Genomic DNA, 15,926 nt, shown 5'->3' on the forward strand with positions numbered 1-15,926 from the left:
CCCCGCCGCTTGCTTTTTGGCCTTACCAGCGGCACCCACACCGCTTAACCGAGACCCCGCCATGAGTGACATTCACGCCCACAAGATTCTGATTCTCGACTTCGGCTCCCAGTACACCCAACTGATCGCCCGCCGCGTTCGCGAGATCGGCGTTTATTCCGAAGTCCGCGCGTTTGATATCACCGAAGAAGAGATCCGCGAGTACAACCCCAACGGCATTATCATGGCCGGTGGGCCGGAATCCGTGACCGAATTGGGCTCCCCGCGGGCGCCCCAGTGCGTGTTTGAAATGGGCCTGCCGGTGTTTGGTATCTGCTACGGCATGCAAACCATGGCCGAGCAGCTGGGCGGTAAAGTGGAAGGCTCTCAACAGAGCGAGTTCGGCTACGCGCAGATCCAAATCGACGTCGATAACGCGCTGTTTAACGGCATTAAAGACCACGTAGACACCGCTTCCGGCAAGGCCCTGCTGGACGTATGGATGAGCCACGGCGACAAGGTGGCTCAAGCGCCGGATACCTTCACCGTGACGGCCTCTACCCCAAGCTGCCCGATTGCCGCCATGGCCTGGGAAGAGAAGCAGTTCTACGGCGTACAGTTCCACCCGGAAGTGACCCACACCCTGCAAGGCCAGCGTATTCTTGAGCACTTCGTGCTGAATATCTGTAAAGCCGAAAAACTCTGGACGCCCGCGCAAATCATCGAAGACCAGGTACAGCGCGTGCGCGAGCAAGTCGGCGACCGCCACGTACTGCTCGGCCTCTCCGGCGGTGTGGATTCCTCTGTAGTGGCGGCGCTGCTGCACAAAGCGATTGGCACCCAGCTAACCTGCGTATTCGTCGACAACGGCCTGCTGCGTAAAGCAGAGGGCGACCAGGTCATGGAAACCTTCGCCAAGCACATGGGCGTTAAGGTGATTCGCGTAGACGCCGAAGACCTGTTCCTCGGCAAGCTGGCAGGCGAGAAAGACCCGGAGCTCAAGCGCAAAATCATCGGCAACACCTTTATCGACGTGTTCGATGAAGAGGCCAGCAAGATTGAAGGCGTCGAGTTCCTCGCCCAGGGCACCATCTACCCGGACGTGATCGAATCCGCAGCCTCTAAAACCGGCAAAGCCCATGTGATCAAATCCCACCACAACGTAGGTGGCCTGCCGGAAACCATGAAGCTCAAGCTGGTCGAGCCGCTGCGCGAACTGTTTAAAGATGAAGTGCGCAAACTCGGCCTGGAACTCGGCCTGCCCTACGACATGGTCTACCGCCACCCGTTCCCCGGCCCCGGCCTGGGCGTGCGTATCCTCGGTGAAGTGAAGAAAGAGTACGCCGACATCCTCCGCGACGCCGACGCCATCTTCATCGAAGAGCTACGCGCCTCCGGCTGGTACGAAAAAACCAGCCAGGCATTTGCCGTGTTCCTGCCGGTCAAGTCAGTCGGCGTCGTCGGCGACGGCCGCCGCTACGAATGGGTTATCGCGCTACGCGCAGTCGAAACCATCGACTTCATGACCGCCCGCTGGGCGCATCTGCCCTATGAGCTGCTGGAGAAGGTTTCCAACCGGATTATCAATGAGTTGGCGGGGGTTTCTCGGGTGACTTATGATGTGAGTAGTAAGCCGCCTGCTACTATTGAGTGGGAGTGATTGAACTGCCAAAATAGGCTGCATTGAAAATGCATACGATAAACTTTAAGCCCGTGTATACGGGCTTTTTGTCTTTTTGGTCAGCTTATTTGATCGCCTATCACTCTGTTTTTCTGGCAATGTAGATTGTAATGGGCGTGTTGACGTGATTAAACAGAATAATTAACGGAAGCTGTAATGCATCTAATAATGCTCGATACATGTGTTTGGCTTGATATGTCATCACAGAAAGCCGAACTGCCAATGCTTACTGCTTTAGAGCACCTAGTAGAGGGTGGCAGCATTCAAATCTTACTGCCCGATCTGATTCGTACCGAATATGAACGAAATAAAGATAAAGTAGTTGAAGCGACTCGTAAGCGGCTCGCAAGTGAATTTCGTGTAGTTAGAGGAGTGGTTGAATCATTCGGTGGAGAAGGTAAAGAGGCGGCGCTCGAAGCTTTAAATGATGTTAATCACAGGTTACCTATTCTTTCCGAGGCAACACACAACACAGTGCAGCGTGTTTTCAAACTTTTTGATATGGCTTGTGAAATTACAATTTCTGATTCTGCAAAAATTCGAGCAGCAGAACGAGCTATTCTCAAGAAAGCACCATTTCATAAGCATAAGAATAGTGTTGCTGATGCAGTGTTAGCTGAGGCTTTCAACGAGTTTAGGGCGTCACACGTAAGCGAGTACGAAACCTTTAGATTTGTTACTCATAATGTCACAGATTTTTCCGGCAAAGATCACAGGCAGCCACACGACGATTTCGCAGATATTTTTAACGACAGCACCTCTTTATTCTTTAACTCCACAAGCTCTGCCATTGAAGATTTACTCGATTTTGAAGAATTCCACTATGAGTATAGCTTCGCTTGGGAAGACGAGACGCGTGGGCTTCAGGAAATCATGGCCGCGATGGACGAGTTGTTCGATAAAATTTGGTATAATCGCCACATGAATATGATATATGACCTAGAGAATGGGGATATAGAAATCATCCCCGCTGGCACGAACCGCTACGGCAATAATGTAATCCACGAAAATATCCTCGGCCAAGCAAAAATTGCAGCTCAACGGGTCAGAGACAAATATGAAGATACTGGCCCTTGGAGTGACTTTGAATGGGGAATGCTCAATGGGAAGCTCTCTGCATTGCGATGGGTCTTGGGTGATGAGTGGGATATGCTTGATACTTAAGTAAGATTGATTCATCTCTCGTGATAGCGAGTCCAATTAAGATCGTTGTGTATCCGTATGTCTTGTAACCACTTGATGTATATGAAAAAGTCTTATTTTCTGATGCTCGATTGGATTGTGCAATTCAATCGAGCGTTCATAATAATTAAGGTATATTTTCAATAGTTAACATCTATGCCGTAAACGGACCTGACTTGCTGGTTATATTTCAAACAACTAGAGCGAACAAGTAAACGCTGTACATTGGCATCATAGAAGCCTCCCTCTGGGCTCGAAACCCTCAAGCGCTCCACTCTCAGTGGTTCAGAAACCTGTCCAAGTCGCTCCGAAAATTTAGACGCTTGATCAACCAGTTTCGCCAATTGAGCTGAATTACGATTATTGTTCAAGACCAGCCAGTCAGCTTTTTTTAGTAAGTGTCTAGTTGTAGCAAAATGCCCTTCGGATTTCCTATATTTATCCAAGAATTGCTCGTCAATTGGTAACATGCCAAAGTGGTCAAAAGCTTCATTCCACGGGTAAGACACAATTCCCTGCTTCCTATGCTGCGCAGACATTAATTCCTGCCATCTCGAACAACTATCCGTAACCAAAACAGAGCCGGTTACTTGAGCCATTAATAGTGCCATTTCGTAATTAGGTCCCATGCGGAAATTTATGACTTGGCCGCTATTTTTATGCTCAACTTGCTGTAACATCACTAACGGTGAATCTTCAGCTGTAGATTCTAGCTCGGTAATAGTCTGCGTTGCAGTTTTCTCATCTAAGCCAAATTCTCTTATCATCAACTGAATTCTTGTATCTCTTGGCATCATGGCGGTTGAATTTAATAAGTCCTCCGTGGTCATTAGAAAATGTAGGCGACGATCCGACTCGTATAGAACCTCCTCTTTATGACCTCTATCTTTGGCCATCTCCATCATGGCCCTCATGAGCGGCAAATCAAATTCGCTTGGGTCAGGAACGAGATTAACCAAGCCAAGTTTAATAAATGGCTCCATTTGGAGCATGAACATGAAGTCCTTAAGTGACTGATATTTATAGCTTCCAGGTGATTCGGTTGGTCTAAACTCTTGCCTGACGTTGTTAGGATTGATAACGGGAGTTTCAATTAGAAATTCATCAAATATTGATGCCATTGGCAACGCATTTTTACCAATCACTCGAATATCTAATGGACCTGTGTACAGCCCACGAAATTTGCCGTCTGGTTTGGGTAGCAGCGAGTAAATATCGGTCTCACGAGGCCATAGTGTTGAGTAGAAACCATAAATTTTCTTAATCTGGACTTCAGACAGCTCTCTCCTAACGTCCAGCCAGGTTTTGCCGCTATCAAGCCCAAGAACATCACGGATACAATTGCAAAATGCTACGTTTCTCTCTCGAATACTGGCAACGGCCCATGTTGTTCGCAAATCAGGCGCAACATCTCGGCAACAGTTCTTGTATTTCTTGCCGCTACCGCAACCACACAAGTCGTTACGGCCTAATCTGGCTTCGTCTATATCCTTATTAAGATGTTTGTTAGGAGGTGTTGTTCTTCCAAACATATCTTGATAGTGGACAGTGCCATCTTCAAACTGGGCATACATTTCTCCACCATATCGGTATAGCATATTCGGTGAGGGTAACAGGAAGTGTCGTAACTCATCCCAGTTGCAAGTCACATCATTTTCAGGATATAGCCATCCTTCTCTGCCAGCCGCAACTGATGCTTTAGCTCTGCTTTTGATGATGTGGTTAATCTTCGTAACTTCATCGGTAGTCATCTTGCGAGTATTGATAAACTCAATTGAGTTGACCATGCTGCGACGCATGCGAGTCGCATTGGTTCGCTGCTCTAGTGGATTTGTGTTTTCAGAGTCCCTAGCGTATTCGAGGTTGGTCAGAATTAGGCAGCGATTCTTATCTAATGGAAATATCGTTTGCGATCCCTTTAACGCAATATCAGGATCATTTGGATAGCTGCAAAGCTCAGAATCCGGAGGGCAGGCGTAATTGTAAATAGTTATAGGGTGGTCTGAAACGATAAACTTTACGTCAGAATTTTCCGCTGAAACCAGTTCCCTAACTCCTTCAGCCCATAATGTACAATGGATAGTCCGTAACGATTGCATCTCAATCATAAGCTGCACTTGGTTTAGCTCTGGATATTTACTCCTTATCCACTCCAAACCTTTAGGCGTTCTCAGCTTCTGAGCATCGAGATACGTAAATAAGTTTTCAAAGTTATAGTGCCACTGTGACTGATCGTCAGTCAGAAATGCTCGAACGGCTTTGGAACCATTATCGTCGATAGGGCCAAATAGCTTCCGCTCTATTTCGTCATTAACTTCAGTGCCAAAAAATGTTGTATAAAGATGCTGCTCATAGAACTTCTGTGCCGAAGTATGCCATTTCTTTGAATGGTAGATTTTCAATTCACCATTAGGAAGATCAATCTCTCGGCGAGTTAGATGACAGAGCTGATCGTCACGCTCATCCATAAAGCCCTTTTGATACCATTGTGGTATGTAGTGGTTATCTTTAGTTTTTGTCATTCTATTGCCACCTTTTTTAATTTTATATATGTCGCATTCGTATACCCAACAGAACAGTGCCTTCGGGGTGACCACTGCTAGTATTGAGCCTATTTCTCTATCTTCTGGCAATCCCTTTCACTAGCCTATGAGCCGAATATAACTCATAATCGGCTCATAATATGATCTGAATAGGCGGGGCAATCGGCTCATGTATATCTGGGAACAGCGACATTGGCCGCATTTTGAGTGGGACGAATCCGTTCTTCGGCCTACGCTGGATGCCGTGCGGTTACTGCAGGGGAGGGTGTTGGGTAAAACCGAGGCTGCACACGGTCAGGCGGATCTGGAAGTGGAGATGGATGCTCTGATCCAGAATGCTATTCGTACCAGCGAAATCGAAGGTGAGCGCCTGGACGTTGGCTCCGTGAGGTCTTCCGTTGCTCGCCAGTTGGGATTAGAACAGGCCGGTGTCTCCACCAAAACAACACCGGAGTCTGAGGCGTTGGTCGAGCTATTGCTGCAATCCACCCACCAGTTGGATGAGCCTCTTTCCCGCGAACAGCTTTGTCTGTGGCAGTCCATGCTTTTTGTGCAAGGCCCCGGCGTGCTTGGCAACATACGTGTAGGCGAGCTGCGTGGCGATCATCCTATGCAAGTGGTGTCGGGGCGGCTTGATAGGCCCAATGTGCATTTTGAAGCACCGCCCCGTGGGCAGTTGGAGGCTGAGCTGGATGCATTTATTACTTGGTTCAACCGTCCGCCTAAGGGGCTTGATGCGCTGGTTCGCGCCGGTATTGCACATCTATGGTTGATTACCTTGCACCCCTTTGATGATGGCAACGGTCGCCTCACCCGCGCGGTGACAGATCGCGCACTGGCACAAGCAGAGCGGCAGTCCGTGCGGTTCTATTCCTTGAGCGCGGCCATTATGGCGCGCCGCAATGCTTACTACGATCACCTCGAAACCGCTCAGAAAGGCGGTCTCGATATTACGCCTTGGTTGTTGTGGTTTCTGGATACGCTGAAAGAGGCGCTTGAGCAGGCTCTGTTAAGAATCGACCGTGTGTTAATGAAAGCCACCTTCTGGCAGCGCCATGCCACCACCGTGCTGAACGAACGGCAAATCAAAGTGCTGAACCGCTTATTAGATACAGTAGGGGAGGAGTTTGAGCAGGGCATCAATGCCCGCAAGTACCAATCGTTGGCCAAAGTAAGTAAAGCTACCGCCACACGAGATTTGGCAGAGCTACTGGAAAAAGGCTGCCTTTATAAGCTACCCGGCGGTGGGCGCAGCACGCGTTATTCGGTGCTGATTGGGCGAACAGTGGATGGCACCTTGTAGTGGCGATTGCTGCCATTAAGGGTCTAATCGCCACTGAGTAAGAGAGAACAAACTACCTCTGTTTATCCCGCGTTAATCCTACAAGCGCAGCCAACGTAATTGCCGCCATGCCGCCTGTATAAGCGATAAGAGGCCAAGCAGTTCCGCCATTCAGCGATATCACCGCGCCCGTTCCTATTATCCCGACGATAAGACTTTGAATGCAGAAGTGCAGGGCGACTGCAGTGCCTGCCATCTCACTGAATTCCTGAAGTGCACCATTGGCGGTAACGGAAGTTGTTAACACAATACCGGTCGCAACTAGCCACATTGGTAGAATGAAAGACCAGAAACTGGGAGTCAGGAAGATTTCGCCCAGCCCAAGTAAACTCGCGCTTAAAAGTAGTAGTAGCATGCCACGAGTAACACAGCCGGGGATCCCCCAGCGAGCCACAAAGCGTTTGGCGAAGCGCGTTGTTGCAATCATCATGATAGCTACCGTAGCAAAGGCATAGCTGAAACCCAGTTCAGAAAAGCCAGCCCCTTCAATGAGTACCCGCGGGGCGGTAGAAAAGAACACAAAGAACGAGCCCATTGCAGTGCCGAAGGCCAGCGTATAGATCCAGAAGTAAGGGCTCCTGAGTACGATACCAAAGCTTGCTCCACTAGCTTGTGTTCTGGTTCTTCTGGTCTCATGCCATTTCGGTAATATGAATGGCATTGCAATGAGTGCTGAGATACACAGTGCAAGGAATATTGCTTCCCAGCCGAAATACCTCGCAATTAAGGCCCCTGCAATGGGGCCTAGTGCGGGCACGCAAGCCAACATCGCGTTCATTAGGCTATAAATAACCGCGCTCTCGGGAGTATCCGCATAAACGTCGCGCACTGTTGCGAAGACTGCTACCAACATCGCGGCTGCCCCGGTTGCTTGCACCAGCCGTAGCAAAACGAAAAGCCAGGCTGAAGTGGTCATCGCGAGTGCCAATGAAGTTGAAGCGAATACTAATACCCCGCCAATCAGAATCGGACGCCGACCAAAACGGTCTGAAAGCGGCCCAAAGATGATTTGACCTACGCCAAGCATAATCATGTAGAGGGTAAGGGTTAGCTGCACGATCTCGGGCGTCGTTCCGAGAATTTCCGGCATCGCGGGCACAATCGGCAGATAAATATCCATACCGAGCGACGCGAGAATATTAAAGGGAGCCAGCAGTACCAGCGCTACCGGAAGGCTGTAAGTCCACAGTCGAAATTTTCTAGTAGACACGATGAATCTCCGCGCAAATAAGATTATTTGGCGGCGGCCTACCTTTAAGGAAGTGGTTTAAGCAGGCTGCCGCAACAACGAGAAAGCAATGTTGTTGCGGCTTAGTGGTCTGATTTTTTTGAACCCATGGGTCTGCGCTTCAGTCATTAGCCTAATGGCTTTAATAGCCTATCAGGCAGAGGGGTGAGTGCAATCCCATGGCAATGTTTTAGAGGGCATAGCCTCCGAGACCGGCTCATGGTGTAAGCCTTAATATTTCGCCAGTAACAAGCTATTTTCCACTCCCCGCTACAATCAGCATCGTCGCTAAAATTGACAGCACTATCCCCACCACACGGATGCTGCTAATCCTCTCCCTACGCACCAGCGAGCCAAATACGACCGGTATCAGTGGGTACATCGACACAATCACGATGCTGATGATGGCAAGCTGGCCTTCCCGAGAAAGTGCATACAGCGTAAGCCCCCATGCACTGGTGCCGCCCGCTGCGGTTGCCAGCAATGGAAAGCGCTTTCGTGCTGGGGGAGCGCGTTGATAAAAGGGCAGGCAACATACGGCGCCGCCTAGCATGCAGAGTGCGATGCCGTAAAAAGCAGCGTGGTTGGGCACTTGGCCAAGGAAGTGGAGCTGCAAGGCAAACCCTAAGCCTGCGCCTAAACCCAATAGCAGGCCCGCTCTGGTGCTGCTATTCATCCGCGCTTTGTTCGGTTTACCCCCGCCCGCCGTTAACCAGATAGCGGGCAGGGCGATAATCACGCCTAGCCATACCTGCGCGTTGGGTCGCTCTCCAAGGAAAGCCAGTGAGAGTCCAAGTGCGATGGTGACCATCGCGACAGCGCTAACCGGCACCACGATGGCGAAGGGCGCTCGCGCTAACCCTTGATAAAGCAGCCAGGCTCCAAGAGCGGAGCCGATGCCCGACAGCATGCCCCATATCCACACGTTTGGCTCCCAGGTGGAAAAGAGCAGAGCGCCTGCAAAACCGACAAGCGCGCCGCCCAGATGGGTGTAAAACGCAATATTGAGCGGCGGGTAAAAACGGGCGAGCAAACCATTGATAAAGTGTGTACTGCCGAGCAGCACCATGGCGCTTAGCGCAAGGGCGATAGACATGCGGGCTCCTGGTCTTGATGATAAGGGAAGGGCCAGCATAGAAGCCGCTAACATGCCGCTGGAAACTCGATTAGGTCATGGTCGCCATGAGGAGTTGTGATGATCAGAGGGGCGGATATCTCCATTGCCCAGCTTCGCGCGCTGCTTGCCGTGACGGAAGCGCAGTCTTATACCCGTGCGGCGGCGCGCCTTGGTGTTAGCCAGTCGGGCGTGAGTCATTCCATGCAGGCACTGGAGAAGCTGGCAGGCGGCCCGCTGATCATAAAAAGCCCAGAAGGGCTGATACCCACCGCGTTAGGAGAGTTAGTGCTTACTAGCGCCAGGAAGGTTATGGGTGAGCTTCAGGTACTAAGCCAGCAGGTGGGGCAGTTTCATAACGAGGCGGATGAAGCGCTGAAAATAGGCGTTATCCCTAGCGCGTTATCTGGCTGGTTGTCGCCCCTGCTTGCGAACTTTACGAGCCGCTACCCAGAAGCCATTAGCCTTGTACTGGAAGGGATGGAAGAAGAGATAAAGGAGTGGGTGGAAAGCGGCGTGATCAATATGGGCATCACAACCGATGTGACCCAGCTTAATCTTACCTATTGGCGTGAGCACTTTGATTGGCAACTATTAAAGAAGGATGAGATTGTTGCCGTGCTGCCCGCAAGCCATCCACTCAGCAAACAAACTAGCGAGACGGTGGCGGAGTTAGCGGAGCACCCGCTTATTATGTCGTCAGGCGGTTGTGAGGCGCTGATCCAGCAGATATTTGCTCACTCGTTGGAGGAGGTTGATACCTTCCAGGTCGATTTTTGGGTGCGCGATACGCGGACGTTATTGCAGATGGTTGCCGGCGATGTGGGGGTTAGCTTGGTACCAATGTTGGCATTAAATAATAAGCAAACGGCCGGCGTGGTGACGCGGCCATTATCACCGAGGCGCGATCGCAACCTGATTGCCTTTTGGCCTAAACGGCAGCCGCTTAATCAAGTTGGTCAGCAATTATTGAGTGAGTGCAAAGCTTAACGGTTCTTCATGACATTGTGTGAAAGTATAAGCCGTGGATCGTGGATAGAATTGTGGCAGTTATTCAGGCCGATCCTCACAAAGAGCGTATCGACAAGATTATTACCCGCTGGCTTAAACGCCACCTGCAGCGGCTCGGGGCTGAGGTCGACCTCAATCAGCTCAACAGTTTGGTGGAGGATAAAGACATGTTGGCAGAAAATTTGGAAAACTGGGCACAGCAAGAACACCAGGAAGGCGAGAAGCTAGGTATTGAGAAAGGCGAGAAGCTGGGTATTGAGAAAACAGCCCGTAATCTGCTCAAGCTGGGGGTGCTTAGTGACGAGCAAATTGCTGAAGCTACTGGTCTGGCACTAGATGAAGTGGATAACCTGCGCCTCGAAAGGTAAGCGCTGTTCAAGCTTTTACTACTTATCCGGTTTCGCGGATAGCGCATAGGAAGGAAAGGGCAGTTCAAATGACTGCTCTTTCTGTGGCATTACGTTTTACTATCCAAATCTTTGATTAAGGCATCCATGGAAAAATCGTCCATGAACTTAACGGCTCTAGTTTGTTCTGTGCCTTGGGCTAGGTGAGTACGGAGCGGCTTATGTATATTTGGGAACAGCGCAACTGCCGCCTTTTTAACCGAGCAACTGCGCCCGCGCAGACTCAAAGCCTTCACGTAGCGCGCTATGTTCGGCCCTCAGGCCTTCAATGCAATAGCTGTTCAAAAACTGCCGACCGACAAAGAGCTTCCGGTCGGTCTCTGTCAGCTTGACTTCCTCGCAGAGCTCCTTCCATTCACTGGCAATCGTTGCGAGTTGGTTCTCAATGATGCTCTTGGCTTCTTTTTCATTGAGCAAGAAATCAGGCGCGGCCATGAGACAGCTATGCAGCGTGCTCATACGGTTTTCACCCTTGATCAGCATTGCCTGTGTCGCCTCGTTGCCGGTTCTCCCTTGTGGGCAGATATCATAGGCAGGGGTCAAGGTAAGCATCTCGCCGTCCCAGAATGCGGCATGGTTGCGAGCATGGTCGTCCGTATTGCCGCATAGGATATTAAAAACGATCCGTCCGTACAGCTCTTTCAGCGTTTCCTTTGGCTTGGTGAAGCGGTGACGGATGATCTCGGCAAGCTCTTCATAAGACGCATAGCGCGCCATCATTTCGTCAAGGCCAAGCATCGTCAGAGCCGACACCATTGCTCTGCGCTGCCAGCCAGCCTCTGATTTGAGGCGGTCAAAGCGTTCTATGAGCAGCACGTCTTTGCCAGCAGCCGCGATCATCGAGACAGGGGCAACATTGAGGTTACACAAAGCCGCGAGCTTCATGGCGATAAATTCCGCCTTCACGACGCTGTAAATGTCCGTGCTTGAAGAGAACTTGGCGATTGTTTTGTGTTCGCCGTTATCGATCAGGGCTTTGGGGCGGGCGCCGCCGATCGATGTGCCGTGGTTCAACGCCTGATCGAGCGCGGGCGTCAGTGGGGCGCCTTGCTCGATCCGTTCGGCTGCTTCCAGCAATTCCTCATAGGATGCTTCTGCTTTGAGGCGGGGAACGTATTCCGTGGCGGAATGCTGAAAATCGAGTGCACCGATTCGATCCGATCCCGACTCAAGCAAGTAGGTGAGTTCGTTAATATCGCTGGTTTCGGTCTCGGTTGCCTTGGCACCCATCAGACGGTTGATGATAACCCTGCGGCCCCAAGCATCTGGCGAGCCATCACGAAGGCAACTGGCCATTGCCAAGCCAGCGGCCGGTTCGATCAGGCCGCGGCGGAGCGGAAGCTCTGAGTCATAGATGGGTATCGCGGCATCACGCTCCAAATAGCTGGCGCCATAGTTGAAGCCATAGTTGTTCCCGTTCTGTGTGATGCGGCCGGCCACGACGGGGTGCGTTTCTCCAGGCAGCCAAATCCAGACATAGGCCTCTTTGTGGTCAGTAAGCTTAGAAATCATCATCGACCTCCTGCTTACTATGGCGGACGCTCTTAGGTAGCAGCGTTAGTTTTTCTTCTAGATGGGCGTTGTTCATCGCGAGTGTCCGTTCGTCAACATCGAACAAACGGACGCCGACGAGTGCGGCAACCTCGAAGACGGTGCCGATCTCAGAACCGGCTTCGCCATTTTCGATATTGCGGAGGGTTCTTCGGGTGATGCCTGCGCGTTCCGACAGTTCGGTAGCCGTAAGTTTGCGCTCCAAACGGCCAGCCTTGATCAACTTGCCGAGGATCGAGAGCGCCTGTTTTGTGACGCGAGAGTAGCTGCGTGCCCGTTTCATTCCTGCACCATTTTTTGAGTATTTTAAGACCCATAAGGAGCTTTGTGAGCTTTAAATTACTCACTATGAGCGAGTTTTGGTAATGTGACAAGCTGATAGAACATTTATAATCCTTAAAGAACCCATCGGGCACTTTAAATGCTTATGCTTATGGTCGAGATTGAGCTGAAAAGACGTATTCATAACCTTACCTGCACTTTATCGGTTGGAGTCTTACCTACCATCACAATGCTTCTAGAGCATATCGATAGTTTCCAATATCAAAGCAATATCGCTGAGCTGTCGTGCCCGGTACCTACTCTTATTGGTGCTCTTACCCAGTCGCTATGTGCGTTACTATCTGCACCTGTTATTCACGGAGGAAGCACTCATGGCCATAGGTGGCTTAATAGGATTACTGGATGACATTGCCGCATTGGCGAAGTTGTCCGCAGCATCATTGGACGATGTCAGTGCCGCTGCGGGGCGTACGACGGCGAAGGCGGCCGGGGTGGTGGTGGATGATACGGCGGTGACGCCGCAATATTTGCAGGGGGTGACAGCGGAGCGCGAACTGGCGATTGTGAAACAGATCGCGCTGGGGTCAATCCGCAACAAGCTGATTTTTATCCTGCCGGTGGCGCTGCTGCTGAATCACTTTTTGGCCTCTCTCTTGCCGATCATATTGATGGTGGGCGGCACCTACCTGGCCTTTGAGGGCGCGGAGAAAGTCTGGCATAAGCTCTCCGGCGAGCATGATGACGAAAAACCAGCGGTAGAAAAGGGCCCGGAAGCCGAGAAAAAGATAGTGAGTGGAGCTGTTCGAACCGACCTGATTCTTTCCGCCGAAATCATGGTGATCGCGCTTGCCACGGTCTCCCATCAAGGGTTCTGGTCGCAGTTGGCGAGCCTGGTGGTGGTCGCGTTTGTCATCACACTTCTTGTGTATGGGGTGGTGGTGCTGTTGGTCAAGATGGATGATATCGGCTTGAAGCTCGCCCAGCGGGAGAATTCGGCAATGCAGACACTGGGCCGTGCCCTGGTGACGGCCATGCCCAAGGTGCTAGCGACCATCTCGGTCGTGGGAACCGTCGCTATGCTCTGGGTAGGTGGGCATATCCTGATGGCCAATCTGGGTGCCGATGGCACGGGTTGGTTTAACGCGCCCTATGATTGGGTACACCATGTCGAGCATGGCATTGGCGAGGCGACCGGCGCCTTGGGCGGTATGCTGGGCTGGAGCTTCAATACGCTGTGCTCTGCAGTGATTGGCTTTTGGTGGGCTCGGTTGTGGTGGGTGTGTAGCGCTTCATCCCCACTAAGAAGGCGTGTTCCGAATAGGGGCGAGCAGCGCAGTGCGTATCAGACGTCGAAACGCCCGTGAATTATTGTACGCGACAACACCCGGTGCTTCTATGGTCTGCATTTCCGCATTTCCCTGTAGAGACAGGAGCCGTTGATTCTCGCGAATTAGCCGAACATCTTCCGGCAGGCTGGAAAAATCTTGTTCGTTATCAGCTCGATCTCGGGTGTTTAAATTGGCCTGATACCTAGCTTCTGAGCATGCAGAATACCAGGGAAAAGGGAGGGTAGCGCCAGAAAAAAGCAGAGCCCTTTATATACTGCTGTTCTTTCCATTATTCACTCCATCGTTAGCTAATCTATTACATCAACGTTCCCTACTGACGAAGATGATCGTAGCTCAACAGGGTGCCAATACTGGTATCTTGTCTTATGAGTTGGCTTGCTGGTAGTTATCAGTATTATAAAGTTACTGATTTTGTTTCTATTCTTAAACAAATTGCCAGAATGGCTTAGGGAGTAGTGGGTCGAAGCCGGGTGACGATGCTTAGGTCATTATTTGGGCGCCGACTACCAGGAATACTGCGAAGCTGATCGCGCATCATCTGCCCTTCTCATCATCCTTGGAAACATCTCCCGCACCTCTGGTGCAATGGCGTCTGGGCCATGGATCCTCAGAAGGTGGGTCACAATGCCCTTGAGGATATTGCGCTGGTGAGCGGGGCGGGTGAACTGGCGTGCCGATATCCGGTAAAGGTAACCGGTCAGGTGCTGACCAAAAGCCGGTGGCATGGCGGCAAGCGCTTGTTCCTGAGCTGGAACAAGGTTTTTGGCCTTGGCTGAGACAAGAAACAGGCCCCACTTGTCTTGCCCTTCTGGCACAAGATCATAAAGCTGCACGGCGAGTTGCTCGACAACGCTGCGTTTGTTACCTGCCACCATGGCAACGGCTTTCAGGATCACCAGATAAATATGGAATTGCGAGCCAGGCTCGGCCAGTTCAATGGCCTTGTCGTAAAGTGCTCCTGCTTCCTCAATCTCGCCTCGGCTGGCGGCAATCTGGGCTTTCATGGAAAAACTGGCGGCAAAGGCGCTACTTTGGATAAAGGCTTCGTCAGTCAGCTTTGCGGTAAGATCGAGAAAGCCCCTGTCGATAAAGCGCAGCAGCTTGGCGATGGCCAGCAGTAGATGCGGATCGTTATGAGCACCGGGCAAAGCTCTGAACACAAGCGATTCGATCTCGTCTTCTAGCATCGCCCAATTGGCACTGGAAAGCGGGGGCGTTTCCCCAAGGCTCTGCAGCAGCCTTGTATAATGGTTGAGTGCGAGCATGATGGCACTCTGGGGATTAGTCCTGTCCTCCTCAAAAGCAGACTGCAGCCGTTTGGCGTTTTCCTGCCAACTCACTGTATCGTCGATCAGCATCATGGCGGCATCATGCATGCGCAGATGCATAGGCCTATCAGTGGGGTTGGTCTCTGAACTTCCCGAAAAGGCCTCGTGGTGCCACAGTGCGTCGGTGATGGCGCGGGCCAGGGTCGTGGGCTCGCCGGAATCCTGTTGCGGTTTCCAGCAGCGGCGAAAATGCGTGATCGCTTGTGAGGTGCGCCCTTCGCGCAAGACAAGCGCCAGATGCAGTGTGTCTTGTTCCGCATAGGCGCTGATTTCCAGCGTGTAATTGAACGAATTCTCACCCCCGGCAGAAGCTCGGTAGTGAGGGAAGGACAAAATATTGCGATCCTCGCCCACAATCTTATCCAGACCATCCTTGAGCTGACCGGGAAAGTTACCGGCCAGAGTCTGTAAATCCTCCAGGCCGAAAACCGGCCCGATCAGCATAAAGCCCGAAAGCGGTTCGTTGCTGACCGGATCGGCGATCCAGTAATAACCTTCGCCATATTGGGTGATGATAAAACGCGGGGTACGGGCATTATCGCCCAGTCTTTTGCGCAGCCTGTTAATAAGATAATCGATATGACGATCGGTTAAAGTGCCATCGTTATCGCCCAAACTTTCAAGTAATTGCGCGCGAGTGACCAGCGTGCGAGGTTTCTTTACCAACCGCAACAGCAAGGCGCGTTCCTGTCGCGTGAAGCGGATGGTTTGGCCATCCTCGTGCTCTGCGCTGAGCATGTCCGGCTGAAAAAGCAGATCGTTATAACGCACCATCATTTCTGGCCGCTGCCTCCCTGACTTTATCCGAATATGCAATATAACCCGGCGCCGATCAGCCTTAAAGGCTAGATCGGGCACAATCAAATATTGGTGCGAGATTGTTTTGATACGTTTGTGTTCTGAATGGCCGAAGCCGACCAAAAAAGCAA

12 protein-coding genes are annotated in these 15,926 nt (G+C 51.3%); 6 read left to right on the forward strand and 6 right to left on the reverse strand.

Going from position 1 to position 15,926, the window contains the following annotated elements; translation table 11 throughout:
- Positions 1-61 precede the first annotated feature (61 nt).
- Both guaA and QT231_RS09770 read left to right on the forward strand, forming a co-directional pair.
- Complete coding sequence (gene guaA, locus QT231_RS09765; RefSeq protein ID WP_308336708.1) at positions 62-1,639, forward strand: glutamine-hydrolyzing GMP synthase; 1,578 nt, start codon at positions 62-64, stop codon at positions 1,637-1,639.
- A gap of 177 nt (positions 1,640-1,816) precedes the next feature.
- Positions 1,817-2,824, forward strand: coding sequence for a PIN domain-containing protein (locus QT231_RS09770; protein WP_308336709.1), 1,008 nt, complete (start codon positions 1,817-1,819; stop codon positions 2,822-2,824).
- Positions 2,825-2,982: 158 nt separating this feature from the next.
- Here QT231_RS09770 and QT231_RS09775 read toward each other — a convergent pair whose 3' ends face one another.
- A complete protein-coding gene (locus QT231_RS09775; protein WP_308336710.1) occupies positions 2,983-5,364 on the reverse strand; it encodes a DUF4238 domain-containing protein in 2,382 nt (793 codons plus the stop codon).
- 190 nt (positions 5,365-5,554) lie between these two features.
- Between QT231_RS09775 and QT231_RS09780 the strand changes: the two genes are divergently transcribed.
- Positions 5,555-6,688 carry a Fic family protein gene (locus QT231_RS09780; protein WP_308336711.1) on the forward strand — a complete coding sequence of 378 codons (1,134 nt, stop codon included), beginning with the start codon at positions 5,555-5,557 and terminating at the stop codon, positions 6,686-6,688.
- Between the two features lie 52 nt (positions 6,689-6,740).
- Here QT231_RS09780 and cml read toward each other — a convergent pair whose 3' ends face one another.
- Together cml and QT231_RS09790 are read right to left on the reverse strand one after the other, a co-directional pair.
- Positions 6,741-7,916, reverse strand: a complete 1,176-nt coding sequence (gene cml, locus QT231_RS09785) for a CmlA/FloR family chloramphenicol efflux MFS transporter (protein WP_308336728.1) — start codon at positions 7,914-7,916, stop codon at positions 6,741-6,743.
- Between the two features lie 292 nt (positions 7,917-8,208).
- Entirely contained in the window at positions 8,209-9,051 is an 843-nt protein-coding gene (locus QT231_RS09790; RefSeq protein WP_308336712.1) for a DMT family transporter, read from the reverse strand.
- Positions 9,052-9,150: 99 nt separating this feature from the next.
- Here QT231_RS09790 and QT231_RS09795 point away from each other — a divergent pair, with 99 nt between their 5' ends.
- Positions 9,151-10,059, forward strand: coding sequence for a LysR family transcriptional regulator (locus QT231_RS09795; protein WP_308336713.1), 909 nt, complete (start codon positions 9,151-9,153; stop codon positions 10,057-10,059).
- A gap of 53 nt (positions 10,060-10,112) precedes the next feature.
- Positions 10,113-10,448 (forward strand): hypothetical protein, encoded by a 336-nt coding sequence (locus QT231_RS09800; RefSeq protein ID WP_308336714.1) that lies wholly within the window; start codon positions 10,113-10,115, stop codon positions 10,446-10,448.
- 234 nt (positions 10,449-10,682) lie between these two features.
- On the opposite strand, the gene QT231_RS09805 is transcribed toward QT231_RS09800, so the two are convergent.
- Together QT231_RS09805 and QT231_RS09810 are read right to left on the reverse strand one after the other, a co-directional pair.
- Positions 10,683-12,002, reverse strand: coding sequence for a type II toxin-antitoxin system HipA family toxin (locus QT231_RS09805; protein WP_308336715.1), 1,320 nt, complete (start codon positions 12,000-12,002; stop codon positions 10,683-10,685).
- Entirely contained in the window at positions 11,989-12,321 is a 333-nt protein-coding gene (locus tag QT231_RS09810; RefSeq protein WP_215090401.1) for a helix-turn-helix transcriptional regulator, read from the reverse strand. The genes QT231_RS09805 and QT231_RS09810 overlap by 14 nt, the downstream gene beginning before the upstream one ends.
- Before the next feature lie 370 nt (positions 12,322-12,691).
- Here QT231_RS09810 and QT231_RS09815 point away from each other — a divergent pair, with 370 nt between their 5' ends.
- On the forward strand, positions 12,692-13,684 hold the full coding sequence (locus QT231_RS09815; RefSeq protein ID WP_308336716.1) for a DUF808 domain-containing protein: 993 nt from the start codon (positions 12,692-12,694) through the stop codon (positions 13,682-13,684).
- A gap of 488 nt (positions 13,685-14,172) precedes the next feature.
- Here the strand turns inward: QT231_RS09815 and QT231_RS09820 are convergent, their stop codons facing one another.
- Positions 14,173-15,774 carry a winged helix-turn-helix domain-containing protein gene (locus tag QT231_RS09820; protein ID WP_308336717.1) on the reverse strand — a complete coding sequence of 534 codons (1,602 nt, stop codon included), beginning with the start codon at positions 15,772-15,774 and terminating at the stop codon, positions 14,173-14,175.
- Positions 15,775-15,926 lie beyond the last annotated feature (152 nt).

This window comes from Halomonas sp. SpR1 (assembly GCF_031010175.1).
Taxonomy (GTDB): domain Bacteria; phylum Pseudomonadota; class Gammaproteobacteria; order Pseudomonadales; family Halomonadaceae; genus Vreelandella.